The organism is Nonomuraea sp. NPDC050394 (assembly GCF_044459065.1).
In the GTDB taxonomy this organism is placed as follows: Bacteria; Actinomycetota; Actinomycetes; order Streptosporangiales; family Streptosporangiaceae; genus Nonomuraea.
Genome location: NZ_JBITIO010000006.1, coordinates 23,773 through 37,254 on the forward strand (window position 1 = coordinate 23,773; position 13,482 = coordinate 37,254).

Here is a 13,482-nt window from a genome sequence, read left to right on the forward strand (position 1 = left end):
CCCACGTTAGAGCTTATTGCGGCATGGTTCGTGCCGCATTGATCAGGTCTTCTCTCGTCTGGTCCGTGGCCCGCGCCGCCCTGTAGCGCTCCTCGCCCAGCTCCGCCAGCAGCCGTCCGGTGAGGCGGTCGTAGTCGTGCTGCTCGGCCGTGCTCACCGGGGTGCCCTCGCGCCGCCTGTCGTAGATCGCCACCAGGCCCGCCGCCTGCCCGGGGCACCCGCAGGCGGTCAGCGCGGTGGCCAGGGCAAGCTGCCCGAGGGGAAAGCCGAGCTCGTCGCGCAGGGCCTCGGAGGCGTCGAGCGCGGCCAGGCTCAGCCGCAGCGCCCGCCGGGCGTCACCGAGTTCCTCGGCCACGAACGCCTGCTCGGCCAGCACGAGCGGCAGGTACGGCGGCGGCTCGGCGACCTCGTCCGCGGGAGAGGCCGGCGCCCGGATCTCAGCCAGCAGCGCGTCGGCCCGCTCCAGCTCGCCGCGCCGGCGGGCGGCGAAGGCCAGCGACATGGCGGCCAGCACCTGCGAGGGGTGGTGGCCCTGCAGCTTCGCCAGCTCCAAGGCCCGCTCGCTCATCGCGACGGCCTCGTCGTGGTCGCCGCGCTGATGGGCCAGCCAGCCGACCCAGCCCATTCGCCCGGCGACCTCGACCCACAGCTCCAGTTCCTCGGCCATGCGCAGCCCCTCGCGCTGCAGCCGTTCCGCCTCGCGCGCCTCGCCGCGCATCTCGGCCGCGCCGCCGAGCCAGCCGTTCGCCTCCATCAGCCCCCAGCGGTCACCCAGCCGGGTGAAGGCCGCCCGGCTGATCCCGGCGTCGCGCTCGATTCCGGCGACGTCGCCGCGCACATGCGCGAGCTTGGCCCGCAGAGCGTGCACGGCCGCCGCGCCCCACTCGTCGCCGTGGGCCTCGAAGACCGGCAGCGCCGCCGCGGCCAGTTCCTCCGCCGCGGCCATGTCGCCCAGGTCGACCGAGGTGTGGGCCAGGAACCACTGCGCCCGCGCCTTCTCCGGCGCGTCCGCGCCGAAGGCGTCGAGCGCCGCCGCCCGCAGCGCCGCCCGCGCGGCCGCCTCGCCCGTGGCCTCCGGTTGATGCAAGAACTCCAGGCCCGTCTTCCAGGCCTGCGCGACGGCCCGCCGCAGAGGCGCGCCGCCGGGCAGGGACAGGGCCGCCGTCAGCGAGCGCACGCCCTCCGACAGCCGGCCCCGCAGGAACCAGTACCAGCCGAGCGCCCCGGTCAGCGCGAGCGCGTCATCGGCCGCGCCGCTCCTGACCGCGTGGCCGAGCGCCGCGCGCAGATTGGCGGCGTCGGCGTCCAGCCGCCGCAGCCACCGCCGCTGCTCGCCCCCGCGCAGGTACTGCTCCGCCCGCACCGCCAGCCCGGTGTAGTAGCGGTGATGCCCGGCCTGCAGCTCCTCCAGCTCGCCCGCCTCCCGCAGCCGACCCACGCAGTAGGCGGCCACCGACTCCAGCAGCCGGTAGCGCCCCTCGTGCACGCTCACCAGCGACCGGTCGATGAGCCGGGCCAGCAGGTCGAGAACGTCGAGCCCGCCCGCGCCGCCCACCTCCTCGGCCGCCTCCATCGAACAGCCGTCCGCGTGTACGGCCAGCCGCCGCAGCACCGCCCGCTCCTCCTCGCCGAGCAGCTCCCAGCTCCAGTCGATCATCGCCATGAGCGTCTGCTGCCGAGGCGGCGCGCCCCGGTGCCCGGTGGCCAGCAGCCGGAACCGGTCGTCCAGCCGCTCCACGACCCCGCCCACCCCGAGGGCCCGCACCCGGGTGGCGGCCAGCTCCAGGGCCAGCGGGATCCCGTCGAGCCGCCGGCACAGCACCGCGACCGCCGCGGCGTCCTCGTCGCCGAGGGAGAAGCGCCGGTCGGCGGCGGCGGCCCGTTCCACGAACAGGCGGACCGCGGCGGCCTGCCGTACGCGCTGCGCCGCCTCGCCGGGGCCCGGCACGCGCAGCGGCGGCACGCTCCACACCAGCTCACCGGCCAGCCCGAGCGGCTCCTGGCTGGTGGCGAGCAGCCGCAGGCCCGGTGCGCAGGACAGCAGCCGCCCCGCCAGCTCGGCGATCGGGTCGATCACGTGCTCACAGTTGTCCAGCACCAGGACGGCCTCGCGCGAGCGCAGCGTCTCGGCCAGGCGTTCCACGGGGTCGCCGGCTCCCTTCAGGCTCAGCACGTCACCGATCGCCTCGGCCAGCCTGGCGACCGCGTCGGCGTCGCCCGGCCGGTCCACGGCCGCCAGCTCCACCAGCCACACCCCGTCGGGCGCCGACATCTGCCCCGCCACCTCGACGGCCAGCCGCGTCTTGCCGACGCCACCGGGGCCGGTGAGCGTGACCAGCCGCTCCTCCCCGGCCCTGGCCAGGATCTCCGCGACCGCCTCCTCGCGGCCGATGAGCACGCCCAGAGGGGCCGGGACGTTGCCCTTCGGCCGGGCGGGGCCCGCCGTCGCGCTCGCCGCCGGGGCGGCCAGCGCGGGATCCTGCACCAGTACGGCCCGCTGCAGCGCGGCCAGCTCCGGGCCCGGATCCAGGCCCAGCTCCTCGGCCAGCACCTCGCGGTGCCGCTCGTAGCTGGCCAGCGCCTCGCTCTGGCGGCCGGAGCGGTACAGGGCGCGCATGTGGGCCGCGCGCAGCCGTTCGCGCAGCGGGTGCTCGGTCAGCAGGTCGCCCAGTTCGGCGGCGAGCGCCGCGTGCTCGCCGAGCGCGAGCCGTACCTCGGCCTGGTCCTCGCGGGCGGTCAGCCGCAGTTCGTGCAGGCGCGCGGCGGCGGCGCGGGTGAAGTCGTGGTCGGCGAAGTCGGCGAAGGCCGGACCCCGCCACAACGCCAGCGCCTCGGCCAGGTGCTTGGCGCGTGCGCTCGGCTCCTCGGCGGCGGCCGCCTCGGCCAGCAGCGACTCGAAGGACGCCACGTCGCTCTCGCCCCTGAGCACGTAACCCGCGGGGGTGTTCGCGACGAGGTCGCGCCCGCCGGGCTCGGCGTCCTCCAGGATCCTCCGCAATTGGGACACCTTCACGGAGAGCGCGGCCGACGGGTTGCCGGGCAGCTCGTCGTCGCTCCACAGGTCGTCCACGAGCCGGTCGGCCGGGACCGGCCGACCCGCGTGCACGAGAAGGTCGCTGAGCAGGCCTCTCACCTTGAGTCCCGGCACGCTGACGGGCCGGCCGCCGGAGGTCCATACGGTCAGGGGTCCCAAAATGCCGAAACGCATAAGGGCCACCGTAAGTGGACGAGAAAGATTCCGTAAACGCCAGGGCGCACAGTAAGGCCATGACGCAGCAGACGTTCACCACCGACCTCGGTTTCACCGCCTACCTGCCCGGCCAGAGCGGCTACGACGAGCAGCGCAGCCAGCCGTTCAGGCCGGACATGGACGCCCGGCCCGCCCTCGTGGCCCGTGCTTTCACCGCGCACGACGTCCGCATGGCGGTGCTGGCGGCCGGCGGGCGCGGGCTCCCGCTGGCGGTCCAGGCGACCGGCCACGGCACCCACGTCGCCTCCGACGGCGGACTGCTGCTGAAGACCACCGACATGAACACCGTCACCGTCGACCCGCACCGCCGCACCGCCACCGCCGGGCCCGGCGCCGTGTGGGCCGACGTGCTCGCCGCCGCCTCGCCGTACGGGCTGGCGCCGCTGTCCGGCTCGTCCCCGACGGTCGGCGTCACCGGCTACACGCTGGGCGGCGGCCTCGGCTGGCTGGCCCGCAGGTACGGCTTCGCCGCCGACAGCGTGCTGAGCGCCCAGGTCGTCACCGCCGACGGCCGGATCGTCACCGCCGACGCCGAGCACAACCCCGAGCTGTTCTGGGCCCTGCGCGGCGGCGGCGGCAACTTCGGCGTGGTGACCTCGCTGGAGTTCCGGCTGTACCCGGTCTCCGAGGTCTGCGCTGGCACCGTCACCTTCGCCGTCACCGACGCCGCCGCCCAGCTGGCCGCCTACCGCGACTGGGCCGCCGCCGCGCCGCCGGAGCTGAGCACCGCGGCCGTCCTGACCAGGGAACGCACCCTCGTGATCAAGGCCATGGGCCCGGACCGGGAAGCGGTCGAGCCGCTGCTGCGCCGCATGGGCACGGTCATCCGGGACGACCTGCGGGTCATCCCCTTCGCCTCGGCGGCCATGGGCGGCAACCCCGCGGTCACGCTGGAGCTGTACAAGAGCCTGCCGGACGAGGTCCTGGAGACCGCCGCAGGCGTGGACGGCGCCGCCGTGGAGGTGCGCCACTGGGGCGGGGCGATCGCCACCCCGGGGCCCGGCGCCGGGCCGGCAAGCCACCGCGACACCGAGTTCTCCGTGATCGTCACCAAGCCGGTGGCGCTGCCGTACGCCGCCGGAAGGTCCTTCCTCAACTTCGCGAACGACCCGGCGCGCACCGCGAACGCCTACACCGCGGCGAACCTGGGCCGGCTGCGCGAGGTCAAGCGCGCCTGGGACCCGGGCAACATGTTCCGCCTCAACCTCAACATCCAGCCGTGATCCGGCTCGCCGTCATCGTCGCCAGCACCCGGCACGGCCGCTTCGGCCCGACCGTCGCCGCCTGGCTGACCGCCAAGGCCAGGCGCCGCGCCGACCTGGAGATCGACCTCGTCGACCTGGCCGAGACCCGCCTGCCGCAGGACCTCACCGACCCCGACGAGCCCCTGCCGCCGCGGGTCGCCGCCCTGGCCCCGCGCCTGGCCGCCGCCGACGCCTTCGCCGTCGTCACCCCCGAGTACAACCGGAGCTTCCCCGCGCCGCTGAAGACCGCGATCGACTGGTACTACGAGGAGTGGCGCGCCAAGCCCGTCGCCTTCGTCGGCTACGGCCGCGAGTCCGGCGGCCACCACGCGATCAGCCAGCTCCGCCAGGTCTTCACCGAACTCGACGCGGTGGGCATCCGCGAAGCGGTCACCCTGCCCTGCTACTGGGAGCTCTTCGCCGCCGACGGCACCTGGCCCAAGGCCACCGCCACCTGCAACGCCGAGCTGAACCACATGCTGGAGCGGCTCAGCTGGTGGGCGCACACCCTGCGCGAGGCGCGTCTCGTCACGGCACAGCCATGATCTTTGAGTATTCTCCCTGGTGGATGTAGAAACCCGCGGCTTCGCTCCGACTCAGGGGTGACACGAGAGGAGCACGTGCATGAAATACATGCTGCTGATCTACAACAACGCCGAGTCGCGCAAGGCCATCGACGCGGACATGGACACCGTCATGGCCAAGGTCAACGAGATCATGAGCGAGCTGCAGGAATCCGGCGAGTTCGTCGGCGGCATGGCGCTGTCCGAGGGCTCGCGCACGGTCAAGGTGAGGGACGGCGTGCCGGTCGTCACCGACGGCCCGTTCCTGGAGGCCAAGGAGCTCATGGCCGGATACATCACCGTCGACGTGGACAGCATGGAGCGCGCGACGGAGATCGCCGCCCGCTGGCCGGACGCCGCGCTGTGCGCCATGGAGATCCGCCCGGTCATCGGCGAGGTCGAGTAGGTGAAGCCCGTCGAGGACCTGCTGCGCGAGCTCGCGCCTCAGGTCCTCGGCGTGCTCGTGCGCCGCTACGAGCAGTTCGACGCGTGCGAGGACGCCGTCCAGGAGGCGCTGCTGGACGCCGCGGTGCAGTGGCCCGAGCGTGGCCTGCCCGACAACCCGCGCGCCTGGCTCGTCACCGTCGCCTCGCGCCGCCTCATCGACCAGATACGCAGCGACGCGTCCCGGCGCCGCAGGGAGGAGACGGTCTCCGCCTGGGCCGGCTCCGAGCCGGACGAACCGGTCCCCGACCGGGACGACACGCTCACGCTGCTGTTCCTGTGCTGCCACCCGGCGCTGTCGGCCCCCTCGCAGCTCGCGCTCACGCTGCGCGCCGTCGGCGGCCTCACCACCGCCGAGATCGCCCGCGCCTTCCTGGTGCCCGAGGCCACGATGGCCCAGCGCATCAGCCGCGCCAAGCAGAGCATCAGGACGGCCGGGGCGCAGTTCACGCTGCCGCCGGAAGACGAGCGGGCCGAACGGCTCCGCGTCGTCCTGCACGTGCTCTACCTGATCTTCAACGAGGGCTACACCGCCAGCTCCGGCCCCGACCTGCACCGCACCGACCTGACCGCCGAGGCCGTCCGGCTGACCCGCGCGGTGCGCCGGCTGCTGCCCGCCGACGGGGAGGTCGCCGGGCTGCTGGCCCTCATGCTGCTCACCGACGCCAGGCGGACCGCCCGCGCCGACGCCGGCGGCCGCCTGATCCCGCTGGCCGAGCAGGACCGCTCGCTGTGGGACCGGGCGATGATCGCCGAAGGCGTCGACCTGGTCAGCACCGCGCTGGCCGGGACCGCACTCGGGCCCTACCAGCTGCAGGCCGCGATCGCCGCCGTCCACGACGAGGCGCCCAAGGCCGGGGACACCGACTGGCCCCAGATCCTCGCCCTGTACGAACTGCTCGCCGGGGTGTCGGACAACCCCGTCGTGCGGCTCAACCACGCGATCGCCGTCGCCATGGTCCACGGGCCGCGGGCCGGCCTGGAGCTCGTGGACGCGCTGGCCAGGCCGCTGGCCGCGAACCACCGGCTGTACGCGGTGCGGGCGCACCTGCTGGAGCTGGCGGGGGAGGAGGCGGCGGCCCACGACGCCTATCGCGAGGCGGCCCGCCGTACCACCAGCCTGCCCGAGCAGCGCTACCTCACGGAGCGGGCCGAACGGACGCGAGGGCCCGGTTGACCGCGGACAGCACGGCCCGCGCGGAGGTGTCCCGGCTCGCGCCCCACCAGGCGGCGCCGTTCACCCGGCACTCTGCGTAGGCGGCGGCGGGATCGTCCTGGGTGGTGAGTTCCAGGGTCTCGACCTTGATTCCGGCCGCTGCCAGCTCGCGGAGGAGGCCGTCCACGTTGTCGCCGGGCGAGCCGGTGCGGCCCGGCGTGAGGTAGGTGGCCGTGAACAGCTCCCACAGATCATCCGGCGTGGCCTCGCGGCCGCTGGCGTCGGTGGCCCGCTGCACCACCTGCGAGAAGTCGGCGCGCAGCCGGGCGGGCAGGTCGAGGCCGTGGCCGGTTTTGAGCAGGTGCGCGATGCCGCCCTTGCCGGACTGGCTGTTGACCCGGATCACCGCCTCGTACGTGCGGCCGACGTCGGCCGGGTCGATCGGCAGGTAGGGCACCTCCCAGTGCCCGCCCGTGTGGCGTGCCAGGCCCTTGCTGATGGCGTCCTGGTGGGTGCCGGAGAAGGCGGTGTAGACGAGCTCGCCGCCGTAGGGGTGGCGGGGGTGGACCGGGATGCGGTTGCAGTGCTCCACGACCTCGCGGATCCGGTCGATGCCGGAAAAGTCGATCATCGGGTCCACGCCCTGGGCGTACAGGTTGAGCGCGAGCGTGACCAGGTCCACGTTCCCGGTACGCTCGCCGTTGCCGAACAGGCACCCCTCCACCCGCTGGGCCCCGGCGAGCACCGCCAGCTCCGCGCAGGCCACGCCGGTGCCGCGGTCGTTGTGCGGGTGCACCGACAGGATCACCGAGTCGCGCCTGGACAGGTTGCGGTGCATGTACTCGATCTGGTCGGCGTACACGTTGGGGGTGGCCGCCTCGACCGTCGCCGGCAGGTTGTGGATCACCGGCCGGTCGGGCGAGGCGTCCCACAGTTCGGTCAGGCCGTCGCAGATCTCCAGCACGAAATCGGGCTCGGTCAGGTTGAACACCTCGGGCGAGAACTGGAACCGGGTCGTGCCGCCCGCCAGCCGCGCCATCAGAGCCGCCGCCCGCCGGATCATCGCGTGCACCTCGTCGCGCCCGCGCCCGAGCACCACGTCCCGCCAGACCGGCGCGGTGGCGGTGTACAAATGCACGACCGTGCGCGGCAGCCCCTCGATCGAGGCGAACGTCCGCTCGATCAGGTCCCGCCTGGCCGGGGTGAAGACCACGACCGTCACGTCGTCGGGAACGTTCCCGTCCTCGGCCAGATGCCGCACGAAGTCGAAGTCCGTCTGGCTGGCCGACGGGTAGCCGACCTCGATCTCCTTGTAGCCCATGCCGGTCAGCAGGTCGAACATGCGGCGCTTGCGCGGGGTGTCCATGGGCTCGGCCAGCGCCTGGTTGCCGTCGCGCAGGTCCACGGGGACCCACAGCGGCGCGGTCCCGATCCGGTTCGCGGGCCAGCGGCGCTCGGTCAGCGGCACCTCGACCCGCTCCTGAATAGGCCGATATTTCCGGTACGGCATGCCGCTCGGGCGTTGCGGATTCACAGCGTTTCGTCCTCTGTCGTCGTTCTGCCAGGGAGAGACCGGCAGCACGGCACCCCGCGGCGGGGTGCCGGTCTGGATCAAGCCCCGCCGCGGCAGCCGAGAAGAAGCCCGGTGTACGACATGCCGGGTATAGTTACACAAAACCAACTCCTCAGACAACCTGAGAGGTGAACGATGCCGCTCGGCGCCCTCCGCCCGAGCCCCCTCGTGGAGCAGGCCGCCCAGGCGCTGCGCGAGGAGATCGCCGCGGGCCGCTGGCCCGTGGGCACCAAGCTCCCGGGGGAGACCACGCTCGCCACCCGGCTCGGCGTGGGCCGCTCGACCGTGCGCGAAGCGCTCCGCGCGCTGGCCGGAGCCGGGCTGGTGCAACCCCGGCAGGGGTCGGGGGTGTTCGTCCTGGCGACAGAGGCACAGGAGGACTGGCCGGCCCGGCTGCGGCGGGCGGCCATCGGAGACATCTACGAGGTGCGCATGCTCGTCGAAGTACAGGCGGCACGGCTCGCGGCCACCCGCCGCACCGACGCCGACATCACCGCTCTGAGAGCGGCCCTGGCCGCCCGCCGGGAGGTCGCCGCGGCCGGGGCGGAACTGGACGCGGGGTTCATCGACGCCGACATCGCGCTGCACGCGGCCGTGGTCTCCGCCGCGCACAACCCGGTGCTGACCGACCTGTTCGCCGAGTTCGTTCCCGCGCTGCGCGAGGGCCTGATCGACCTGCTCGGCCTGCTGGACGTCCGCGCCCACGAGCGCGGCCACGGTGACGAGGCCCACGCCGCCCTGGTCGAGGCGGTCGCGGCCGGGGACGCCGGCGCCGCGGGCGCCATCCTGGAGCGGGAACTCCGCGAGACCCTGGCGCACCTGCGATGATGCCGCTCCCGCCGCGCGAGGTGGCACCCGGTGCCGTCCACGTGCCCGGCTGGCTGGGGCTGGACGAGCAGCGGGCGCTGCTGCGCGCCTGCCGCGAGTGGGCGCGGGGCCCCGTCCCCATCCGGCACACGGTGCTGCCCAGGGGCGGCGTCATGTCGGTGCGGACCGTGTGCGTGGGATGGCACTGGCAGCCGTACCGGTACACGCGCACCGCCGACGACGTGAACGGCCGCCGGGTGGCCGAGTTCCCCGGCTGGATGGTGGAACTGGGCCGCCGCGCCCTCACCGGCGCCGGTCTGACCGAACTCGCCGCCGGGTACACCCCCGACACCGCGCTGATCAACTTCTATGACGACCAGGCCAGGATGGGCATGCACCAGGACAAGGACGAACGCTCCGACGCCCCCGTGGTCTCGCTGAGCATCGGCGACGCGTGCCTGTTCCGGTTCGGGAACACCGAGACGCGCGGCCGGCCGTACACGGACGTCAGACTGGAGTCCGGCGACCTGTTCGTCTTCGGCGGGCCCTCGCGCTTCGCCTACCACGGCGTGCCCAGGGTCTACCCGGGCACCGCCGATCCCGCCGTCGGCCTGCGGGGGCGGCTCAACGTCACCATGCGCGTCACCGGGCTGTGACGCCGTCCAGCAGCGTGCCGAGGCTGGTGGCGAACGTGCGGCGCGCCACCTGCTCCAGGTAGGGCACGTCCCCGTCCTCGGTGGGTACGGCGTCGCCCCGCTCCAGCCACGACACCGACGGGAAACGGCCGGCGAAGTCGGGCGCGACCTCCAGCAGCAGCGCGGAGCGCGCCCGCCACCACTCCTCGTCCGACACCCCCGTGGCCGAGGGCGCCTGCCGGGTCTCGGCGACGGTCCTGGCCGCCCCGCGCACCACGTCCATGAGCGCGGCCACCACCCCCCGCAGCCGCTCCGGCGGCAGCCCGGTCCCGCGCAGGATCCCGGTCACGGTGTCGATCATCGCGAACTCGTTCGGCCCCAGCACCGGCCGCGCCTGCGACACCTGCAGCACCCACGGATGCCGGACGAAGAACTCCCGCAGATCATGCGCCCAGGCGACGGCGGCGCTCCGCCACCCCTCCTGCACCGGGTAGGAGGTGGGCAACTCGCCCAGCGCCCGGTCGTACATGAGGTCGACCAGCTCGGTCTTGCCCGGCACATAGGTGTAGAGCGCCATCGCGGTCCGCCCCAGCCGCTCGCCGACCGCCCGCATCGACAGCGCCGCCATGCCCTCGGCGTCCGCGACCTCGATCCCGGCCGCGACGATCACCCCGACACTCAGCCCCGGCTTGGGTCCCGGCCGCGCCTCCTTGCGCTCCTCGGTTCCCCACAACAGCGCCATGGTACGGCGGGCATCGCCCTGACCCGCGTAAACGGTCACCCGGACTCCCTCACCCCAAGATCTCTTTACACCCTAAGGATAACGGTCGCCCGGCAGAGGCCCCGGCGCAGGCGGAGTTCCTCGCCGACGCGCCGGACGAGGCGCCCGCGGCGGCGGGAACTCGTCCGGCGCCGCTTCATCGGCGTGGGGAGCCTGCTACGTCCTGTAGCGGTAGAGGATCCTGCCGCGGTTGAGGTCGTACGGGCTGAGTTCTACGAGCACCCGGTCGAACGGCAAGATCTTGATGTAGTTCTTCCGGATCTTCCCGCTGATGTGTGCCAGTACCTTGTGCCCGTTCTCGAGTTCCACTCTGAAGGTGGCGTTGCGCAGGCATTCGACGACGGTGCCTTCGACTTCGATGCCACCTGCTGTTCGTGCCAAGATCTCATCCTTGTCCGGTCGCGATGACGGTGTCAGCGCAGAACCAGTTCGAGGTTGCTGTTCACGCGCCGGGCGCCGATGCCCTCGATCAGCGCGACGGCCGCCGTGTTGGACTCGTTCACATCGGCTGACGCCGTTTCGATCCCGCATCGGTGCAGCGAACCCAGTACGTGCGCGAGCAGCGCACGGGCGATGCCACGCCGCTGCTGGCCCGCCCGGGTCGCGATCAGCCCGATCCGCCTGCACTGGGGCCGCCGGGCCACCGTCGTCACCCGGACCATCCCCACGTACGCTCCTGCCCGTACCGCCACCGCGTATTCCGACGGGTTCATCGCGGCGACGCCGTCCGGGCGGGGCGGCACCTCGGCGGGCATCTCCCGCCAGCCGATGGACGCCTCGACCTCGTCGCGAATCACGCGGTCCAGCGCGCGCAGCGGACCCTCCTGTGCCCGGCCGACGGGCACGATCGTCACGTCGGACGGCGGTGGCGCCGTGCCGAGTCCCGTGACGCGCGGATCGGTGGGCACGAGACACTCCCACTCGCGGCGCCGGATCGTGAAGCCGGATCGCTCCCACCCGGACGTCAGGTCGAGATCAGGTTCGTCGACCACCGTGAACAGCGGCCTCGGCAGGTCCGCCAGCATGGTGCCGGCGAGCCGGTCGAAGGCGGTGTCGTGCCACGCGTCGATGCTGAGGAACATCCGCCCGTCGGGTCTGCGCGAGGTGTGGCCGCGGCCGACCGTCAGGTCGTCCTCCACGGCATGCCACTGCGTCGCCGCGACGCGATTGACGGATACGGCATGCGTGCTCATGCCTGAGGTGGAGCTCATTGGTGTCGCCTTTCGGGATCGCCCAGCCGAGGCGCTCCCGGCGACACCTACGTCAGCCGCTCGACCGTGACAACGAGAGGGAGCACCCACATCGATGCAGCGTTCATGGGTCTCACCTCCTCGGGTCCTTCACGGTTCGCGGCACGCTAACAGCGTCAACGTCGTAGTGTCCAGCCCTTTTCCGCCGACCTGCCCGCCGGCGCACCCTTCAGGAGTGGGTGGCGCGGATCTCGGTCACGGTGAAGCCGTCGACGACGTGGCGGTTCTGCAGCAGGAACCCGATCACGCCCGCCACCGCCTGCGCGGCCAGGGCCGCCCGGACCCGCCCGTTCAGGAGGTAGACGAGCGGCGTGGACGGCTGGGCGATCCCGAAGCCGCGGCCGTGGCGGTGGACGTCCTGGAGGGTTTTGATGGGAATCGGGCGCTCGGTGGTGAACCATGCCGCGACCTCCCACAGGTGCAGGGCCGGATCGTCCTCGGCCGAGTCCTCGTAGCAGGTGACGCAGCCGCGCCCGGCGTGCCGGCCGTGCGGGCAGGTCCATCGGGCGGCCTCGGCCCGGCTCTGCTCGCGCCCGCCCAGAGTCGCCGCCTCGACGACGCGCCGGCGCCGCGGCGGCCGGTCCGGCAGGGACGAGGAGTCGCTGATGGTGATCGAATCCTTCCCGCCTACGGTCCTCCAGCCTAACCCGCACGGTCAGGGCTGTTCTCCCGCGCAGACGGCGAAGCCGTAGGAGAGGGCGAAGGAGCGCATCGAGGACTCCACGGGATCGGGCCGCAGCGACGCCTCGACCAGGCGCCGGACCGTTTCCGCGTCCCCGGCGGCCAGCGCCGCGCGCGCCCGCGCGGCGTGGCCGCCGAGCCGCCCGGCCAGCCGCCTGCCCGGCTCGACGAACCGGGCACGCAGCATCGCGGCGTCCGCCTCCGGCGGCCGGATCGCCGCGATGCGCTCCACCGTGGCCAGCATGACCCGCGCCGCGCGTTCCAGTTCCTCGACGTCCTCCTGCTCCGTGCTCACCGGATACCGCTCCGGGTCGGTCTGCCGCCCGGCCGCCAGGCAGGCGGCCTCGGCCGAGGCCACGTAGCGTCGCTTGGCGGCCAGGGTGTCCTGCGAGGACGGCAGCAGCGCCGCGGCCACGAGGATGACGACGCCGAAGACGGCACGCGCGTCCATGCGCTCCTCCACGAGAGTGGTGCCGGGGTGCGGGTCCGCACCCCGGCGGGGGTCAGCAGGAGATCCGGCGCTGCTCGGTGTAGCCGAAGGACCGGGTGCCGCTGCCGCCCTGGGCGATCCAGCCCTTGGTGTGGTTGCGGTAGAGCTGGTTGCCGCCCGAGCATCTCCAGGACGGCTGCATGGTGAAGGTGACGGCCGCGCGGGTGAAGTGGCGGCGCGTGTACGCCTTGTTCCGCCAGACCCCCAGGCCCCGGTACTGGTCGAGCCGGGCGTCGACGTACCCGCTCCGCCCGACGGGCCCGGTGTAGCGGTCGCAGTGCGCGATCGTGGAGATCTTGATGGACGCCCCGCTCCGCCATGGCGCGGCCATCCGCACGTAACCGCCCCCGCAAGGCAACGGACGGGCGGCCGACTCCACGGCTTCCACGGAAACGGCGGCGCCCGCCTGACCCGCGGGCAGCGTCACGGCCGCGAGCCCAGCCGCCACGGCCAGTGCTCCGATCACCCTGGTAACGCTCACCAGTGACTCCTTTCCGAGAGGAACCGGCGCGGCGGGTGGGCCGCGCCCGACATCACGGAAGGCTAGGTTCGTGGGTTTGTCGCGCACATCTACCGGGGGGTTGACCGTGCCCGAAGCTTTCGCGGTA

At 73.3% G+C, this 13,482-nt stretch carries 13 protein-coding genes; 6 read left to right on the forward strand and 7 right to left on the reverse strand.

Annotated features, from left to right (window positions below; genetic code table 11):
• Window positions 1-13: 13 nt before the first annotated feature.
• Window positions 14-3,208 (reverse strand): BTAD domain-containing putative transcriptional regulator, encoded by a 3,195-nt coding sequence (locus ACIBKY_RS23995; RefSeq protein ID WP_397099515.1) that lies wholly within the window; start codon window positions 3,206-3,208, stop codon window positions 14-16.
• Between the two features lie 59 nt (window positions 3,209-3,267).
• Between ACIBKY_RS23995 and ACIBKY_RS24000 the strand changes: the two genes are divergently transcribed.
• The 4 genes from ACIBKY_RS24000 (at window position 3,268) to ACIBKY_RS24015 (ending at window position 6,678) form a co-directional block, all read left to right on the forward strand.
• Window positions 3,268-4,473 (forward strand): FAD-binding oxidoreductase, encoded by a 1,206-nt coding sequence (locus ACIBKY_RS24000; RefSeq protein ID WP_397099517.1) that lies wholly within the window; start codon window positions 3,268-3,270, stop codon window positions 4,471-4,473.
• Complete coding sequence (locus tag ACIBKY_RS24005) at window positions 4,470-5,039, forward strand: NADPH-dependent FMN reductase (RefSeq protein WP_397099519.1); 570 nt, start codon at window positions 4,470-4,472, stop codon at window positions 5,037-5,039. The genes ACIBKY_RS24000 and ACIBKY_RS24005 overlap by 4 nt, the downstream gene beginning before the upstream one ends.
• Before the next feature lie 79 nt (window positions 5,040-5,118).
• Window positions 5,119-5,463 (forward strand): YciI family protein, encoded by a 345-nt coding sequence (locus ACIBKY_RS24010; RefSeq protein WP_397099521.1) that lies wholly within the window; start codon window positions 5,119-5,121, stop codon window positions 5,461-5,463.
• Window positions 5,464-6,678, forward strand: a complete 1,215-nt coding sequence (locus tag ACIBKY_RS24015; RefSeq protein WP_397099523.1) for an RNA polymerase sigma factor — start codon at window positions 5,464-5,466, stop codon at window positions 6,676-6,678. It begins immediately after the preceding gene.
• Here the strand turns inward: ACIBKY_RS24015 and ACIBKY_RS24020 are convergent.
• Complete coding sequence (locus ACIBKY_RS24020) at window positions 6,641-8,167, reverse strand: 2-isopropylmalate synthase (RefSeq protein WP_397100494.1); 1,527 nt, start codon at window positions 8,165-8,167, stop codon at window positions 6,641-6,643. The two genes, ACIBKY_RS24015 and ACIBKY_RS24020, sit on opposite strands and share 38 nt — an antisense overlap.
• A gap of 198 nt (window positions 8,168-8,365) precedes the next feature.
• Here ACIBKY_RS24020 and ACIBKY_RS24025 point away from each other — a divergent pair, with 198 nt between their 5' ends.
• Together ACIBKY_RS24025 and ACIBKY_RS24030 are read left to right on the forward strand one after the other, a co-directional pair.
• On the forward strand, window positions 8,366-9,058 hold the full coding sequence (locus ACIBKY_RS24025) for a FadR/GntR family transcriptional regulator (protein ID WP_397099525.1): 693 nt from the start codon (window positions 8,366-8,368) through the stop codon (window positions 9,056-9,058).
• Window positions 9,055-9,693, forward strand: a complete 639-nt coding sequence (locus tag ACIBKY_RS24030; protein WP_397099527.1) for an alpha-ketoglutarate-dependent dioxygenase AlkB family protein — start codon at window positions 9,055-9,057, stop codon at window positions 9,691-9,693. The genes ACIBKY_RS24025 and ACIBKY_RS24030 overlap by 4 nt, the downstream gene beginning before the upstream one ends.
• Here the strand turns inward: ACIBKY_RS24030 and ACIBKY_RS24035 are convergent.
• From ACIBKY_RS24035 to ACIBKY_RS24055, 5 genes are all read right to left on the reverse strand, one after another.
• A complete protein-coding gene (locus ACIBKY_RS24035) occupies window positions 9,680-10,453 on the reverse strand; it encodes a TetR/AcrR family transcriptional regulator (RefSeq protein ID WP_397099529.1) in 774 nt (257 codons plus the stop codon). The two genes, ACIBKY_RS24030 and ACIBKY_RS24035, sit on opposite strands and share 14 nt — an antisense overlap.
• Window positions 10,454-10,609: 156 nt before the next feature.
• Window positions 10,610-10,834 (reverse strand): translation initiation factor IF-1, encoded by a 225-nt coding sequence (gene infA / locus ACIBKY_RS24040; RefSeq protein WP_397099531.1) that lies wholly within the window; start codon window positions 10,832-10,834, stop codon window positions 10,610-10,612.
• A gap of 32 nt (window positions 10,835-10,866) precedes the next feature.
• Window positions 10,867-11,664, reverse strand: coding sequence for a GNAT family N-acetyltransferase (locus tag ACIBKY_RS24045; RefSeq protein ID WP_397099533.1), 798 nt, complete (start codon window positions 11,662-11,664; stop codon window positions 10,867-10,869).
• 694 nt (window positions 11,665-12,358) lie between these two features.
• Window positions 12,359-12,835, reverse strand: a complete 477-nt coding sequence (locus ACIBKY_RS24050) for a hypothetical protein (protein ID WP_397099535.1) — start codon at window positions 12,833-12,835, stop codon at window positions 12,359-12,361.
• Window positions 12,836-12,887: 52 nt separating this feature from the next.
• The gene (locus ACIBKY_RS24055; protein ID WP_397099536.1) at window positions 12,888-13,355 is read right to left on the reverse strand and encodes a hypothetical protein; all 468 of its coding nucleotides are present in this window, start codon (window positions 13,353-13,355) and stop codon (window positions 12,888-12,890) included.
• Window positions 13,356-13,482: the final 127 nt, after the last annotated feature.